This is a genomic window from Citrobacter sp. Cu096, assembly GCF_030332285.1.
GTDB lineage: Bacteria > Pseudomonadota > Gammaproteobacteria > Enterobacterales > Enterobacteriaceae > Citrobacter > Citrobacter meridianamericanus.
The window spans coordinates 214,425-229,975 of record NZ_JAOWID010000029.1 but is presented as its reverse complement, the minus strand read 5'-3'; the positions used below and the strand labels follow the sequence as shown (position 1 = coordinate 229,975).

At 53.5% G+C, this 15,551-nt stretch carries 14 protein-coding genes; 9 read left to right on the top strand and 5 right to left on the bottom strand.

Annotation, left to right across the window (positions count from 1 at the left end; genetic code table 11):
- Positions 1-7 precede the first annotated feature (7 nt).
- From OGX99_RS13950 to srsR, 7 genes are all read left to right on the top strand, one after another.
- Positions 8-1,270 carry a YlbE family protein gene (locus tag OGX99_RS13950; protein WP_151218333.1) on the top strand — a complete coding sequence of 421 codons (1,263 nt, stop codon included), beginning with the start codon at positions 8-10 and terminating at the stop codon, positions 1,268-1,270.
- A gap of 38 nt (positions 1,271-1,308) precedes the next feature.
- Positions 1,309-2,181: an oxamate carbamoyltransferase subunit AllH family protein gene (locus tag OGX99_RS13945; RefSeq protein WP_187258976.1), complete on the top strand. Its 873-nt coding sequence runs from the start codon at positions 1,309-1,311 to the stop codon at positions 2,179-2,181.
- Entirely contained in the window at positions 2,099-3,031 is a 933-nt protein-coding gene (gene allS / locus OGX99_RS13940) for an HTH-type transcriptional activator AllS (protein WP_151218332.1), read from the top strand. The genes OGX99_RS13945 and allS overlap by 83 nt, the downstream gene beginning before the upstream one ends.
- A gap of 125 nt (positions 3,032-3,156) precedes the next feature.
- A complete protein-coding gene (locus OGX99_RS13935) occupies positions 3,157-4,017 on the top strand; it encodes a small-conductance mechanosensitive channel MscS (RefSeq protein WP_151218331.1) in 861 nt (286 codons plus the stop codon).
- A 149-nt stretch (positions 4,018-4,166) separates the two neighbouring features.
- Positions 4,167-4,802 (top strand): arginine exporter ArgO, encoded by a 636-nt coding sequence (gene argO, locus OGX99_RS13930; protein WP_003027005.1) that lies wholly within the window; start codon positions 4,167-4,169, stop codon positions 4,800-4,802.
- A gap of 93 nt (positions 4,803-4,895) precedes the next feature.
- Positions 4,896-5,642 (top strand): oxidative stress defense protein, encoded by a 747-nt coding sequence (locus tag OGX99_RS13925; protein WP_151218330.1) that lies wholly within the window; start codon positions 4,896-4,898, stop codon positions 5,640-5,642.
- 123 nt (positions 5,643-5,765) lie between these two features.
- Entirely contained in the window at positions 5,766-6,662 is an 897-nt protein-coding gene (gene srsR / locus OGX99_RS13920; protein ID WP_252838619.1) for a LysR family transcriptional regulator SrsR, read from the top strand.
- On the opposite strand, the gene scpC is transcribed toward srsR, so the two are convergent.
- The 5 genes from scpC to argP form a co-directional block, all read right to left on the bottom strand.
- Positions 6,659-8,125 carry a succinyl-CoA:acetate CoA-transferase ScpC gene (scpC, locus tag OGX99_RS13915; RefSeq protein WP_187253176.1) on the bottom strand — a complete coding sequence of 489 codons (1,467 nt, stop codon included), beginning with the start codon at positions 8,123-8,125 and terminating at the stop codon, positions 6,659-6,661. The genes srsR and scpC overlap by 4 nt on opposite strands.
- 24 nt (positions 8,126-8,149) lie before the next feature.
- On the bottom strand, positions 8,150-8,935 hold the full coding sequence (scpB, locus tag OGX99_RS13910; RefSeq protein ID WP_005123332.1) for a methylmalonyl-CoA decarboxylase: 786 nt from the start codon (positions 8,933-8,935) through the stop codon (positions 8,150-8,152).
- A 10-nt stretch (positions 8,936-8,945) separates the two neighbouring features.
- The gene (meaB, locus tag OGX99_RS13905; protein ID WP_151218328.1) at positions 8,946-9,941 is read right to left on the bottom strand and encodes a methylmalonyl Co-A mutase-associated GTPase MeaB; all 996 of its coding nucleotides are present in this window, start codon (positions 9,939-9,941) and stop codon (positions 8,946-8,948) included.
- Entirely contained in the window at positions 9,934-12,078 is a 2,145-nt protein-coding gene (scpA, locus tag OGX99_RS13900) for a methylmalonyl-CoA mutase (protein WP_151218327.1), read from the bottom strand. The genes meaB and scpA overlap by 8 nt, the downstream gene beginning before the upstream one ends.
- 232 nt (positions 12,079-12,310) lie before the next feature.
- On the bottom strand, positions 12,311-13,204 hold the full coding sequence (gene argP, locus OGX99_RS13895; RefSeq protein WP_003026988.1) for a DNA-binding transcriptional regulator ArgP: 894 nt from the start codon (positions 13,202-13,204) through the stop codon (positions 12,311-12,313).
- A gap of 170 nt (positions 13,205-13,374) precedes the next feature.
- Between argP and rpiA the strand changes: the two genes are divergently transcribed.
- Both rpiA and serA read left to right on the top strand, forming a co-directional pair.
- Positions 13,375-14,034 carry a ribose-5-phosphate isomerase RpiA gene (gene rpiA / locus OGX99_RS13890; protein ID WP_016154364.1) on the top strand — a complete coding sequence of 220 codons (660 nt, stop codon included), beginning with the start codon at positions 13,375-13,377 and terminating at the stop codon, positions 14,032-14,034.
- 270 nt (positions 14,035-14,304) lie between these two features.
- Positions 14,305-15,537 (top strand): phosphoglycerate dehydrogenase, encoded by a 1,233-nt coding sequence (gene serA / locus OGX99_RS13885; protein WP_151218326.1) that lies wholly within the window; start codon positions 14,305-14,307, stop codon positions 15,535-15,537.
- Positions 15,538-15,551 lie beyond the last annotated feature (14 nt).

Here is a 15,551-nt window from a genome sequence, read left to right as displayed (position 1 = left end):
TACGGATATGTATTCATCTATTGCACAGGCCAACGAAGCCATTATCGAACGAATTAAAGCAGCACGTCCTCACTGGGTTGCTGTGCGCCCAGCAAAAGAAGCAGTGGCCGAATTGTCTTCTGGACGCAAATTATTGCACGCTGGCCCGCCGATCGCCTGGGAAGAGATGACCGGCCCAATGCGCGGAGCCTGCATTGGCGCATCATTGTTTGAAGGCTGGGCGGTGACGGAAGAAGATGCCGTGCGGATGCTGGAGCAGGGTGAGATTGATTTTATCCCCTGCCATCACGTTGGTGCGGTAGGTCCGATGGGGGGAATCACCTCCGCTAATATGCCGGTGCTGGTGGTGCGTGACGTAGTGCATGGTAACCAGTCCTGCTGCAACCTCAATGAGGGTATTGGCAAAGTGATGAGATTTGGCGCCTACGGTGATGACGTGCAAAAGCGCTTGCGCTGGATGCGCGACACGCTGGCGCCAGTACTAGAGGAAGCGCTCTCGCAGATGGAAAACGGCGTCGATCTGACAGCAATGATGGCGCAGGCCATCACCATGGGCGATGAGTTCCACCAGCGTAATATTGCCGCCTCTTCTCTGTTACTGCGTACACTTTCTCCGGTGATCGCTGGTCTTGATCGTCCGAAGACGGAAATCATTGAAGTGCTGCAATTCCTGAGCGTCACTGACCAGTTCTTCCTCAACCTGGCGATGGCCTACAGTAAAGCTGTGATGGATGCCGCAGCGGAAATTAAGGCAGGCTCGGTGGTCACCGCTATGACGCGCAACGGTCGTGATTTCGGCATTCGCGTGAGCGGAACTGGCGATCGCTGGTTTACCGCGCCGGTAAATACGCCTCAGGGATTGTTTTTTACCGGCTATAGCCAGGCTGATGCGAATCCGGACATCGGCGACAGTGCCATCACTGAAACGTTGGGGATTGGCGGTGCGGCAATGATTGCGGCACCGGGCGTAACGCGCTTCGTCGGCGCGGGTGGTATGGGCGCGGCGCTGGAAACCTCAGAAGAGATGGCGGAGATCTATCTTGCCAACAACCCGCTGTTCCAGATTCCTTCATGGGATTTCAAAGGGGCATGTCTGGGGCTGGATGTTCGTCGTGTCGTAGAGACAGGAATTACGCCGCTGATTAATACCGGTATCGCGCATAAAGATGCGGGGATTGGTCAGGTTGGGGCGGGAACCGTACGCGCACCGCTTCTCTGTTTTGAAAAAGCGCTTGAAGCGCTGGCCGAACTGCATCACATCACCGCCTGATAGCGAAGGGGCGGCAAAGCCGCCCCGGAGTATTGCTTATGAAGATAATTAATGCTCTGGCCTGCGCTGGGTTTTATCGACTTCCCGATGGCGAATGGAGACGGCATAGCCGTTTTACGCAGGCGATTAACTTTTGCCGTCCTGACGGTGAGTTATTGACGCTGCTCCGTCATGGGAAAGGAATGGGGCCGACAGGCATATTGCTGAGTACCACGCAGTTTCCCCATGTGGAGCAGATTGAATGGCTAATCAAACAAGGAAATACCCTGCGAGGACAGAACATCGAAATTTGCCCGCGTCGCATACTCCAATTTCCAATGAACTCCATCGCCATTGTCCCAGTCGACCTCTCTTTGTGCGCTCACCACAGTGGCCTCTGCGGAGCGCTAAATCAACCGCTTCATACTATGCTGCACTATTCCGAGGTTGTTAAGCAGCTTGATTGTTGGTATTGCGGCATGACCCCCGACTGGAGCTGGCTGATCGGATGTGGACCTGGGCTGACGCCTAGCGGTGATGACATGCTAACTGGCATGCTGGCCGTACTGTATGCAGCAGGGTTTTCTGAGCAACTTCAGTTTTTTTTACCTCCGGCGGTTCAACTGGCAAAACTCACTACATCAGTAAGTTGCAGCTATTTGAACAGCGCCAGAGTGGGAGAGTTTTCTACATCAGTGCAGAAGGTCATACGCGGTTTACAACCGGGGCGTGAGTCTTATTTTGCAATTGCGCATCTGCTTGCTGTTGGTCATACCTCGGGAGCAGATATATTGCTAGGGATAGCAATAGCTCAACAGTGGTTACAGAGGACCGATCCAAGGAGAATGCATGCTCGATCAGGAAACAATACGCACTTTTATTTGGGTTGCAGAGACGGAGAGTTTTTCCCGCGCGGCCAACTCGCTTCATAAAACGCCAGCGGCGATTAGCTATCGTATCAAAACGCTGGAAGAGCAGGTGGGGACTCAACTCTTCATGCGCACTACGCGCACTGTCAGTCTGACATTGGCCGGACAGCATCTGCTAGAGCATTGTCGGCAGTGGCTCAACTGGCTGGATGCGATGCCGGATGAACTTCAGCAAATCAATGCGGGCGTTGAACGGCAGGTGAATATTGTTATCAATAACCTGCTGTACCAGCCGCAAACCACAGCGGATTTGCTGACCTGGCTGCATCAACAGTTCCCCTTTACCCGCTTTCAGATTTCCCGACAAGTGTATATGGGCGTTTGGGATTCACTGCTGTATGACGATTTCCAGCTAGCGATTGGTGTCACCGGTTCGGAGTCGTTGTCCAATAATATTTCTCTGTTACCACTCGGTGACATCAGCTGGCAGTTTGTGGTGGCGCAGAATCATCCTCTGGCTTGCCACCCAGCGCCTGTACTGTCAGACGATATGCTGCGTCGTTACCCGGCGATTAATATTGAAGATACCTCGCGCACGCTTACGCGCCGCGTTGCCTGGCTGCTCAGTGGCCAAAAGGAGATCAAAGTTCCGGATCTCAGCACCAAGCTGGCCTGCCATTTAAGCGGCCTCGGGGTCGGTTTCTTGCCGGAGCGGATGTGTCGTCCTTATGTTGAGTCTGGGGCATTGGTTGCACGTGAAGTAATCAATCCACGTCAGCCGTCACCGCTCTCTATCGCCTGGAAGAATGCTGGTAGTGGAAAGGTGGTCAGTGAAATTGCCGAAATCTTTAAGCAGAAAGATTCACTGGTCTGCGGGTTCTTGCGGATGATTGATCGGCCAACCGATTATTGAGTTTACGAATGCTTTTATTGGATCATGTTGAAAAATGGCATGTTCGGCCTTTTTTGTTTACCTTTAGTAAAGTGTTTTTGTGAGAACGATCTCATGACTTTTTTGACATGACCAAGGAATACTAAATGGAAGATTTGAATGTTGTCGACAGCATAAACGGTGCGGGCACCTGGCTGGTGCGGAACCAGGAACTGCTGTTGAGCTATGCCGTCAACATCGTTGCGGCTATCGCGATTGTCATTATCGGTATGATCGTGGCACGCATTGTATCAAATACCGTTAACCGCCTGATGCTGGCGCGTAAAATTGATGCCACCGTTGCCGACTTCCTTTCTGCACTGGTGCGTTACGGTATTATCGCTTTCACGCTGATTGCCGCTTTGGGCCGTGTTGGGGTGCAAACTGCCTCGGTGATCGCCGTTCTCGGTGCCGCAGGTTTAGCCGTCGGTCTGGCGTTGCAAGGTTCGCTGTCCAACCTCGCTGCAGGCGTGCTGCTGGTGATGTTCCGTCCGTTCCGTGCGGGTGAGTATGTCGATCTCGGCGGCGTAGCGGGAACCGTGCTCAACGTGCAGATTTTCTCCACCACCATGCGTACTGTTGACGGTAAGATTGTAGTGATCCCGAATGGTAAAATTATTGCCGGGAACATCATTAACTTCTCTCGCGAGCCGGTTCGTCGTAACGAATTTATTATCGGCGTGGCTTACGACTCCGATATCGATCAGGTGAAAAAAATTCTCACCGATATCATCCAGTCGGAAGATCGCATTCTTAAAGACCGTGAAATGACGGTTCGCCTGAATGAGCTGGGGGCTTCCTCAATTAACTTTGTCGTACGCGTCTGGAGCAACAGCAGCGATCTGCAAAGCGTCTACTGGGACGTGCTGGAACGCATTAAGCGCGAGTTCGATGCCAATGGTATCAGCTTCCCGTATCCGCAGATGGATGTGAATTTCAAACGCGTGAAAGAGAGCGCTGTAGAGTAATTACGCGCCCGGAGGCGCTTTCGCTTTCCGGGCCGACAAAACTTCCTTTCCATTAATTTCCCTAATCTCCGATTAAAATTATCAATTTCCGCTAATGATTTTCTCGCGCTATAGTCTGCTCCTAAGAGAAATAGTTCGGGATAATTAACGTGTTATCGTATTACTTTCAAGGGCTTGCGCTTGGTGCGGCCATGATACTTCCGCTTGGTCCGCAAAATGCTTTCGTGATGAACCAAGGGATTCGTCGCCAGTATCACATCATGATTGCTTTACTCTGCGCTATAAGCGATTTAGTGCTGATTTGTGCGGGGATCTTTGGCGGTAGCGCCTTGCTGATGCAGTCGCCGTGGCTGATGGCGCTGGTCACTTGGGGCGGTGTGGCGTTTCTGCTCTGGTATGGTTTTGGTGCGCTAAAAACGGCGATGAGCAGTAATCTGGAACTGGCCAGCGCCGAAGTAATGAAGCAGGGGCGTTGGAAAATCATCGCCACCATGCTGGCGGTGACCTGGCTCAACCCACACGTTTATCTGGATACTTTTGTGGTGCTGGGGAGTCTGGGGGGGCAACTGGACGTGGAGCCAAAGCGCTGGTTTGCGCTGGGTACCGTTAGCGCATCTTTCCTGTGGTTCTTCGGTCTGGCATTGCTGGCGGCCTGGCTGGCTCCGCGTCTGCGTACTGCTAAAGCGCAGCGCATCATCAATACGCTGGTAGGATTAGTGATGTGGTTTATCGCTTTTCAACTGGCAAAAGAAGGTGTTGCGCACGTTCATGCGTTGTTCAACTAAGTGTTGTCTGATGGACAACGCGGCGAGATCGGCTAAGCTTGCCTGCATGTGCCCTGAGTTTCGGGGTAATTAATGAAACATGGAGGAACGACCGTGAAGTTCAAAATAATGGCCCTGGCGGCATTAGTCGGATTCAGCGCACTATCGGTACAGGCAAATGAGTTGCCAAATGGACCGCACATCGTGACTTCCGGAACGGCAAGCGTGGATGCGACCCCAGACATCGCCACGCTGGCAATTGAAGTGAATGTTGCCGCCAAGGATGCGGCTTCAGCGAAGAAGCAGGCCGATGAGCGCGTGGCGCAATATCTGTCCTTCCTTGAACAGAACCAGATAGCGAAGAAAGATATTAGCGCGGCCAACCTGCGTACCCAGCCGGACTACGACTACCAGAATGGTAAAAGTATTCTCAAAGGGTATCGTGCGGTGCGTACCGTTGAAGTCACACTGCGCCAACTGGACAAGCTCAACGCTCTGCTCGATGGCGCGCTGAAAGCTGGTCTGAATGAGATCCGTTCGGTATCGCTGGGCGTTGCCCAACCGGATGCTTACAAAGATAAAGCGCGTAAAGCGGCAATTGATGATGCAATTCACCAGGCTGAACAGCTGGCTGCGGGCTTTAACAGCAAACTGGGTCCCGTTTACAGCGTACGCTACCACGTTTCCAATTATCAGCCGAGCCCAATGGTTCGGATGATGAAAGCCGATGCCGCGCCTGCTGTCTCTGCTCAGGAAACTTACGAACAGCCGGTTATTCAGTTTGACGATCAGGTTGATGTCGTCTTCCAGATTGAGCCGACGGCGGGGCAGCCAGCCTCAACGCCTGCTAAAACTCAGTAATCGTTCCAGACCCGGCTTTCCAGCCGGGTTTTTTCTGTGAGCAACTGTAAAAATGAGACTTCACATCCGGTCTTTTTTTTCGCCGTAATGAGGATAGGCCATAGCGATTTTTAAGGGGATGCTATGGATATTTTTATCTCAAAAAAGATGCGTAATTTCATTCTGCTGGCGCAAACCAATAACATCGCCAGAGCGGCAGAAAAAATACATATGACCGCATCACCTTTCGGTAAAAGCATTGCCGCACTGGAAGATCAAATCGGCTATACGCTGTTTACCCGCAAAGACAACAACATCAGCCTGAATAAAGCCGGACAGGAGCTGTATCAGAAGCTGTTTCCCGTTTATCAGCGCCTTTCTGCCATTGATAACGAAATCCATAACGCTTCTCGCCGCTCGCGGGAAATCGTCATCGGCATCGACAATACCTACCCGACGATTATTTTTGACCAGTTGATCAGCCTTGGCGATAAGTATGATGGCGTGACGGCCCAGGCCGTTGAATTCAGCGAGAATGGGGTAATTGATAACCTGTTCGACCGTAAACTGGATTTTATTATCTCACCGCAGCATGTTTCTCCGCGCGTGCAGGAGCTGGAAAATCTGGCGATCAGCGAACTGTCTCCGCTGCGTCTGGGGTTCCTCGTTTCCCGGCGCTACGAAGAAAAACAGCCGCAGGACCTACTTCGCGAGCTTCCCTGGCTGCAAATGCGCTTCCAGAATCGCGCCAACTTTGAGGCGATGCTGGATGCTTACATGCGACCCTGTGGGATCAACCCGACGATTATCTACCGTCCGTACAGCTTCATGGCCAAGATTAGCGCGGTGGAGCGTGGGCAGTTTTTGACGGTGATCCCGCATTTCGCCTGGCGCCTGGTGAACCCGTCTACGCTGAAATATTTCGATGCGCCATGTAACCCAATGTACATGCAGGAGTTTCTTTATTCGCTGAAAAATCATCGCTATACCGCCACCATGCTCCAGCATATTGCTGAAGATCGTGACGGTACGGCAAGCTAACCGAGCATTGAGCCTGTTTCCAGAAGGTTGCGATGCAGATCGAACGCATGGCTGAGATCGTGATGGATATGCCCGCCGGGCGCTTTTTCCAGATAGCGGTGCAAATAATCTCTGTAAAGCGGATGCGCACAGTTATCAATAATCGTGTGCGCCCGCTGCATCGGAGATAACCCGCGCAGATCGGCAATCCCTTGTTCGGTCACAATCACCTTAACGCTATGTTCGCTGTGGTCGACATGACTACACATCGGTACGATGGTTGAGATTTTCCCACCCTTGGCAATCGACGGCGCCATAAAGATAGAAAGGTAGGCGTTGCGCTCGAAATCCCCGCTACCACCGATGCCGTTCATCAGGTTCACGCCCGCAACGTGCGTGGAATTGGCATGGCCGTAGATATCAAACTCCAGGCCAACGTTGAGCGCAATGACCCCCAGTCGACGAATGATTTCCGGGTTATTGGAAATCTCCTGCGGGCGCAGCACAATTCGGCTGGCGAAGAAGTCCATGTTGTCGTAAATCTTCTGTAGCGACGGGGCTGAAATGGTCAGACTGGAAGCGCTGGCGCCGGTTATCTTGCCTGTTTCCAGCAGATGTACCACCGACTCCTGCAACACCTCCGAATACATCATAAAGGGCGGGATATCCGGATTCTCCCCCAGTCGCGCCATCACCGCGTTGTTGATATTACCCACGCCGCTTTGTAAGGGCAGAAACTCAGCTGGAATGCGTTTGTGCGCCATTTCTGCCAACAGAAAAGTGACCACGTTATCGGCAATTTGTTGGCTGACCGGATTGGTTTTATCTGACGCTTTTCCGGCATCGGGCAGTTCGGTATCCACCACCGCAACCACTTTCCTGGGGTCTATCTGCACGCACTGGCTACCCACGCGATCCATGGTATGAAAAATGGGCACGCTGTTACGCCGCGGCGGTGCGCCGGGTATTACGATGTCGGCAAACTCTGCCACGCGCGGATTATGGTAATGATTCAGCTCGATAATCACCTTTTTGGCCTGCAGAAGCCACGTGGGCGCGTTACCAATACCGCTGGAAAGCCAAATCCGGCCGTCTGGCGCAATAGCGGAGGCTTCAATAACGGCAACGTCGATCTCGCCAAAAAAGCCGTAATTAACCATCTGTGCGACCTCGCTCAAATGGAGATCGACAAACCTCACCTGGCCCTGGTTAATTTTCTCTCGCAGGCCAGAGGATGTTTGATAAGGCGCACGCCAGGAAACGGCATCCGCCGCAGACAGGGCATCATCAGCAGCGGCACCAATTGATGCTCCGGTCAGCAGGCGGATCTGAAAAGGCTGCCCGGTCTGATGTTGCTCACAGGCGCGTTGGGCAATTGCGGTGGGTAACGCTTTTGGCGAACCCGCGGGGGTAAAGCCGCTGAACGCCACCATATCATCGTGCTGGATAATTTCTGCCGCTTGTTCTGCGCTCATCCGTTTCATGGCCGTCTCCTTCCTCGGACGTGATTAATGGCCGACAAAATTAGGTTTACGTTTTTCCATAAACGCGTTCATCCCTTCCTGATAATCCTCGCTGTCGTACACCGCGCGGCGCATGCCCTGAATACGCTCAAATTCGTCTGAGTTCATGGTGTGCGCTTCCCCCAGCACGCGCAGTTCTTCTTTGATGACGGCGATTGCCAGCGGCGCTTTTTCCGAGATGTGGTGCGCCATTTGCAGGGTGAAATCTTCCAGTTCCTCGGCGGGAACAACATGGTTGAGGATCCCGACCGCCATGGCGCGTTGAGCGGTGATGGGCGAAGCGGTAAAAATCAGCTCTTTAACGATGTGAAAACCGGCGTCGCGCGTCAGGTTGTGAATGCCTACCAGGTTATACGGCACACCGAGGTTGACCGGAGTCATCGAGAAGGTGGAGGTTTCAGCAGCGATGATCAGATCGGAACTCATGATCATTTCAAACGCGCCGCCCCAGACGCTGCCTTCGACCATAGAGATCACCGGCTTCGGATATTTTTGGATCATGCGGGTGATCTGACGCAACGGATCATCATAAGACAGCGGATCGCGACGTCCGGTGGGGAGTTCATGAATATCATGTCCGGCAGAGAACACCTTAGCCCCGCTCGGTGCGCGCAGAATGATGCAGCGAATTTCCGCACGATTGAGGTCGCTCAGCGCCTGCATCAGATCGTCAATAAACACTTTGCTCAGTGCATTGAGCTTGCGGGCGTAGTTGAACTCAATAACCGCGACTTTCTGGATGATGACCACGTTGACGTATTGATAAGACATAATGTTCTCTTTAGTGAAAGTAATGATGCTGGATAAATTCGCTGATATGCCGCAGACCGGTGCGCGGCGACAGATCGTTATTTTTGACGGCCTGTAGCGTCTGCTGGAAATAGCGGTCAAAATCAGTACGGGCAAACAGCAGATGCAGTGCTTCTTCTTCAGCCTGATGGTGTAACCAGTCCACCGCCTGCTGCTGGCGGACTTTTTCCAGTCGACCGCTGGCGGTAATGCATGTTTTAAAGTCGGTTATCGCCTGCCAGACCTCCTCAATACCGCGTTTTTCCAGGGCGCTACAGGTCAGAACCTGTGGCCGCCACTCGTCATATTTGCGGCGCAGAATATGCAGGGCGGATTCGTACATATGACGGGCGATGGCAACGCTGGTACGGTTATCACCGTCGTCTTTGTTGATGACAATCAGATCCGCCATTTCCATCAGGCCTTTTTTGATGCCCTGCAAATCGTCTCCACCGCCGGCAATTTGCAGTGAGATAAAGCAATCCACCATGCCTGCGACTTCGGTTTCTGACTGCCCAACGCCGACGGTTTCCACAATCACCACGTCGAAGCCAGCCGCTTCGCACAGCAGCATTAATTCACGGGCACGCTGGCTGGCGCCACCTAAATGCCCGCTGGACGGAACCGGGCGAATAAACGCAGATTCTGCGCGGGCCAGTTCCGTCATGCGGGTTTTATCACCGAGAATACTGCCGCCGCTGACCGGGCTACTGGGATCCACGGCGATCACCGCCACGCGTAACCCCCGGCGAATTAATAGCATACCGAAGGCTTCCAGAAAGGTACTTTTACCCGCACCCGGCGTGCCGGTGATCCCTAAGCGCAGGGCGTTACCGGTGAACGGCATAATCGCATCCAGCAATTGCGTACTCAGCGGTTGGTGGCGCGGGTGACTACTTTCGACCAGCGTCATTGCCTGGGCGAGCGTAGCCCGTTCGCCAAGTCGCAAGCGGCGGACGGTATCCTCAAGCGTGGCGGCGTTAATCATGATGCTGACTGATTCGGGTTAACACATCACGAACGCTGTCGAGCATTGGTGTGCCGGGGCCATAAATTGCGGCCACGCCATGCTCGTGCAGGAAAGCGTAATCCTGTGGTGGAATTACCCCTCCGGCGACGACGCATATATCCTCGCGTCCCCAACCTTTGAGCGCTGTGACCAGTTCCGGGATTAATGTTTTATGACCCGCCGCCAGCGATGAGGCGCCAACTACATGTACATCGTTTTCTACCGCCAGGCGGGCGATCTCTTCTGGTGTGGAGAACATCGGGCTGAGATCGACGTCGAAGCCGAGATCGGAGTAGGCGCTGGCGATCACTTTCGCGCCGCGATCGTGACCATCTTGCCCCATCTTGGCGATCAGAATGCGCGGGCGGCGGCCATTTTCTGCGAGAAACTGTTCTGTTTGCGCAACAATGGCATCGAACTCATCGGCGGATTTGTCGGACTGGTGGTAGCTTTGCGCAATCACTCCAGTGACGCACTGGCTGGGAACCAGATATCGGTCAAAGGCGGCTTCCAGCGCGTCGGAGATTTCACCGAGCGTGGCGCGAACGCGGGCGGCGTTGACGGCGGCTGCCAGCAGGTTTTCATTATGCTGCGCGGCGTGGGTTAGCGCGGACAGTGCGGCGTTAACGGCATTATTGTCGCGGGTAGCGCGGATATGCTGCAGCGAGGCAATTTGCTCGTTGCGCACCTTCACGTTGTCGATCTCCAACACCGACGTCTCGTCTTCTTTATCCAGTTTGTACTTATTCACCCCGACGATGACGCGCTTACCCTGGTCGATCAGCGACTGTTCACGTGCGGAGGCTTCTTCGATCATCCGTTTAGGCAATCCGGCTTCGATCGCCTTCGCCATGCCGCCAGCCTCATCTATCTGCCTGATGATCGTGCGCGCTTGCTTCACGATTTGGTCGGTCAGAGATTCGACGTAATACGATCCGGCCAGTGGATCAACAGTGCGGCAGATCTCTGACTCTTCCTGAATGATGATCTGCGTATTACGCGCAATACGGGCGGAGAAATCGGTGGGCAGACCGAGCGCTTCATCAAAGGCGTTGGTATGCAGGGACTGAGTACCGCCAAGCGTGGCGCCGAGCGCTTCAATGGTGGTTCGCACCACGTTGTTGTAGGGGTCCTGCTCAGTCAGGCTCCAGCCGGACGTCTGGCAGTGGGTACGCAGAGCGAGAGATTTCGGGTTAGTGGCACCAAAACTGCTGACCGCTTCGCTCCACAAATATCGCGCCGCGCGCAGCATGGCGACGTTCATAAACAGATCCATGCCGATGCCGAAGAAAAACGACAGACGCGGTGCGAAGTCATCAATTTTCAGCCCGGCGGAAAGTGCGGCCTTGATGTATTCAATACCGTCAGCCAGTGTAAACGCCACCTGCTGTACGCAGTTTGCCCCGGCTTCGCCCATGTGATAACCGCTGATGCTGATGGTGTTATAGCGCGGCATATTGCTGGAACACCAGGCGATGATGTCGGCGATAATGCGCATGGAGGGCTTTGGCGGATAAATATAGGTGTTGCGGCACAAGTACTCTTTCAGAATATCGTTCTGAATGGTCCCGGTGAGCTGTTCCGGCGTTACACCTTGTTCTTCAGCTGCGACGATATAAAACGCCAGCACCGGCAGCACAGCGCCGTTCATGGTCATTGATACCGACATCTTATCCAGCGGGATCTGGTCGAACAGTACCTTCATATCCTCGACGGTATCGATCGCCACACCCGCTTTGCCGACGTCACCCGCCACGCGCGGGTTGTCTGAGTCATAACCACGATGGGTGGCAAGGTCAAAGGCGACGGAAAGCCCTTTCTGCCCGGCGGCGAGGTTGCGGCGGTAAAAAGCGTTGGATTCTTTGGCGGTAGAGAAACCGGCGTATTGGCGAATGGTCCACGGCTGCGCGGTATACATGGTGGCGCGTGGACCGCGCACGTAAGGCGGCAGACCGGGGAGGGTGCCTGTTACTTCCAGATTATCGAGGTCCGCTTCGGTGTACAGCGGCTTGATGGCAATCCCTTCCGCCGTCTGTTTTTCCAGGGACTCAACGGTTTTTTCCCTTCGACTGAGTTCTTTGTTGGCGAGTGTTTGCCACTCCTGCACGTTTGCCATTTTCTGCTCCGTATTACGCAATAAGTTGAATCTTTGCGAATACGGTGTGCTTTTTCATTTGGCTTGTCGCCAGCAAAAAATAGCCAACAGGGCGTCGTTTTTTGCCGCGTGGAATATTTTATTTTGTGATGTATTTCAAAGAAGTGGCTGGAATAGCATGAATAGAGGGTAAAGGCTTGTGGGCCGGATAAGGCGTTACGCCGCCATCCGGCACTCTGGCGCAATAAACGGTTTAATCCTGACGCAACACCTTGTGCCCGTATTCCAGCAGCGCGTCGGTAACGTTGCGCATCATGCGGCTTTCCGGTGCAAAACGGTGCCAGTACAGCATCCGACGCTGGAACAGACCTGGCGTTAAGTCGATCAGCTCGCCGCTTTCCAGCTCTTTCTCAATCTGTAAGTGCGGGATCATGCAGCAGGTGGTGCCCTGACGCGCCAACTGCACGAAGGCCTCAGACGAGTTAACGATGTGGCACGGCACGCTTCCCGGCGGCAGGTCGAAGTTTTGTTGCAAGAACGCCTGGTGCATATCATCAAGATGGTCAAACGCTACCGCCGGGGCTTTCAGCAGGGCGGAGCGGGTGACGCCGTTAGGGAAATAACGCTCGGCGAAAGGTTTGGAGCCAACAAACAGGTAGTCCAGCGCGCCAAGTTTATCCACCAGACAGCTTGGCAGTGCCTGATGTTGGATACTCACCGCACCGACCACTTCACCGCGACGCAGACGTTCCTGGGTGCGCGTTTCATCCTCAACTTGCAGGTTCAGGCGAATCGGTGAATTGGCCAGTACCGGGGCTAACGCCGGAAGTAACCAGGTCGCCAGACTGTCGGCGTTCACCGCCAGCGAGAGCAGCAGCGGCGTCGAGCCGGTTTGTTCATCGCCCAACCACTCGTCTTCCAGCAGTTCAACCTGACGCAAAAGCGCCAGCAGTTTCTGCCCCTGTTCGGTAGGGCGTGGTGGTACGGTACGCACCAGCAGCGGTTGTCCGAACATATTTTCAAGCTGTTTTATGCGTTGTGAAACTGCGGATTGCGTAATGCACAGCTTTTGCGCCGCGCGCTCAAATCCCCGTTCACGAATAACCGCATCCAGTGCTTGTAGTGTTCTGTAGTCCGGACGTTTCATTGCTTTGACGCACTCCTGAAATTTTTGCTTGTTCTGCACTATGACACAAATTTAGGTTGGGTAAAGACGAAATCCGCCGCTTGGGAGCGGGTGTGGGGACATTTTTCTGCACAATGTTCTATAATGCGCGTGAATTTTCCCACCATATTCACACCACAGGCGAAACGATCATGACGCAGGATGAACTGAAAAAAGCAGTAGGATGGGCGGCACTTCAGTATGTACAGCCCGGTACCATTGTGGGCGTAGGTACAGGTTCAACAGCCGCACACTTTATTGATGCGCTGGGCACAATGAAAGGTCAGATTGAAGGCGCGGTGTCCAGTTCGGATGCCTCGACCGAAAAACTCAAAAGCCTTGGCATCCACGTGTTCGATCTTAACGAAGTGGACAGCCTTGGCGTATACGTCGACGGCGCGGATGAAATCAACGGCCACATGCAGATGATTAAAGGCGGCGGCGCAGCGCTGACCCGTGAAAAAATCATTGCTTCGGTGGCGAAGAAATTTATCTGCATTGCGGATGCGTCCAAAGAAGTCGATATTCTGGGTAACTTCCCACTTCCGGTTGAAGTGATCCCAATGGCGCGCAGCGCAGTGGCTCGCCAGTTGGTGAAGCTGGGCGGTCGTCCTGAATATCGTCAGGGCGTGGTGACGGACAACGGCAACGTAATCCTCGATGTGCACGGTCTGGAAATCCTCGACGCCATCGCGCTGGAAAACGCCATCAATGCGATTCCAGGTGTGGTAACCGTAGGCCTGTTTGCCAACCGTGGTGCGGATGTTGCGCTGATCGGCACGCCAGACGGCGTGAAAACTATCGTAAAATGATCTGACGGGAGCGTCTTCTCCGGTTAAAAAAATTTTGGCAGGGCAAATTTGGTGACTTGTGTCACGTTTATAATATTGTCCTGCCGATCTCTCCAAAGAAAAAGTTATCGCCAGTATATTCCTCTGACAATCCCCTTTGAATGACATTTCCTCAGCACGGCGACGCAAACGTTCATATTGCCGCAATATTATTTTTTGATATGTTGAAGAGGAGGATGAAAATCCCACACACAACACATTAGTTTGAACAAAAAAGACAGGGTCGGGGAAATGGCAAAGGTATCACTGGAGAAAGAGAAGATTAAATTTCTGCTGGTTGAAGGCGTGCATCAAAAAGCGCTCGAAAGCCTTCGTGCAGCAGGTTATACCAACATCGAGTTTCACAAAGGTGCTCTGGACACTGAACAACTGAAAGAGTCCATCCGTGATGCCCACTTCATTGGCCTGCGATCCCGTACCCATCTGACTGAAGATGTGATTGCCGCTGCAGAGAAACTGGTTGCGATTGGCTGCTTCTGCATCGGCACCAACCAGGTGGATCTGACTGCTGCGGCAAAGCGCGGGATCCCAGTGTTTAACGCGCCATTCTCTAACACGCGTTCCGTTGCTGAACTGGTGATTGGCGAACTGCTACTACTGCTACGCGGCGTACCCGAAGCGAACGCCAAAGCACATCGCGGCGTGTGGAATAAACTGGCTACCGGTTCTTTTGAAGCGCGTGGCAAAAAACTGGGGATCATCGGCTATGGCCACATTGGCACTCAGTTGGGCATTCTGGCGGAATCGCTGGGGATGCATGTTTACTTCTATGATATTGAAAATAAACTGCCGTTAGGTAATGCCACGCAGGTACAGCATCTTTCCGATCTGCTCAATATGAGCGATGTGGTGAGTTTGCACGTGCCGGAAAATGCATCCACCAAAAACTTGATGGGCGCGCATGAGATTTCACTGATGAAACCGGGCGCGCTACTGATTAACGCCGCGCGCGGGACGGTGGTTGATATTCCTGCGTTGTGTGACGCGCTAGCGACCAAGCATCTGGCGGGGGCGGCAATCGACGTATTCCCAACCGAACCGGCAACCAACAGCGATCCTTTCACTTCGCCGCTGTGTGATTTCGACAACGTGATCCTGACGCCGCACATTGGTGGTTCAACGTTAGAAGCACAGGAAAATATCGGTCTGGAAGTAGCTGGTAAGTTGACCAAGTATTCCGACAACGGTTCTACGCTGTCTGCGGTTAACTTTCCGGAAGTATCGCTGCCGCTGCACGGTGGCCGTCGTCTGATGCACATTCACGAAAATCGTCCCGGCGTACTGACGGCACTGAACCAGATTTTTGCCGAGCAGGGCGTCAACATTGCCGCGCAGTATCTGCAGACTTCCGCGCAGGTAGGTTACGTTGTTATCGATATTGAAGCGGATGAAGATGTGGCGGAGAAAGCGCTGCAGGCGATGAAAGCTCTTCCGGGAACCATTCGCGCTCGTCTGCTGTACTGATTTCCTTTTAACGG

Bases quoted from the DNA above. Each gene is read 5' to 3' on its own strand.
- OGX99_RS13935 (WP_151218331.1), top strand. From the start codon at position 3,157: ATGGAAGATTTGAATGTTGTCGACAGCATAAACGGTGCGGGCACCTGG.
- rpiA (WP_016154364.1), top strand. From the start codon at position 13,375: ATGACGCAGGATGAACTGAAAAAAGCAGTAGGATGGGCGGCACTTCAG.
- serA (WP_151218326.1), top strand. From the start codon at position 14,305: ATGGCAAAGGTATCACTGGAGAAAGAGAAGATTAAATTTCTGCTGGTT.
- allS (WP_151218332.1), top strand. From the start codon at position 2,099: ATGCTCGATCAGGAAACAATACGCACTTTTATTTGGGTTGCAGAGACG.
- scpA (WP_151218327.1), bottom strand. From the start codon at position 12,078: ATGGCAAACGTGCAGGAGTGGCAAACACTCGCCAACAAAGAACTCAGT.
- scpC (WP_187253176.1), bottom strand. From the start codon at position 8,125: ATGAAACGGATGAGCGCAGAACAAGCGGCAGAAATTATCCAGCACGAT.
- OGX99_RS13950 (WP_151218333.1), top strand. From the start codon at position 8: ATGTATTCATCTATTGCACAGGCCAACGAAGCCATTATCGAACGAATT.
- meaB (WP_151218328.1), bottom strand. From the start codon at position 9,941: ATGATTAACGCCGCCACGCTTGAGGATACCGTCCGCCGCTTGCGACTT.
- OGX99_RS13945 (WP_187258976.1), top strand. From the start codon at position 1,309: ATGAAGATAATTAATGCTCTGGCCTGCGCTGGGTTTTATCGACTTCCC.
- argP (WP_003026988.1), bottom strand. From the start codon at position 13,204: ATGAAACGTCCGGACTACAGAACACTACAAGCACTGGATGCGGTTATT.
- srsR (WP_252838619.1), top strand. From the start codon at position 5,766: ATGGATATTTTTATCTCAAAAAAGATGCGTAATTTCATTCTGCTGGCG.
- scpB (WP_005123332.1), bottom strand. From the start codon at position 8,935: ATGTCTTATCAATACGTCAACGTGGTCATCATCCAGAAAGTCGCGGTT.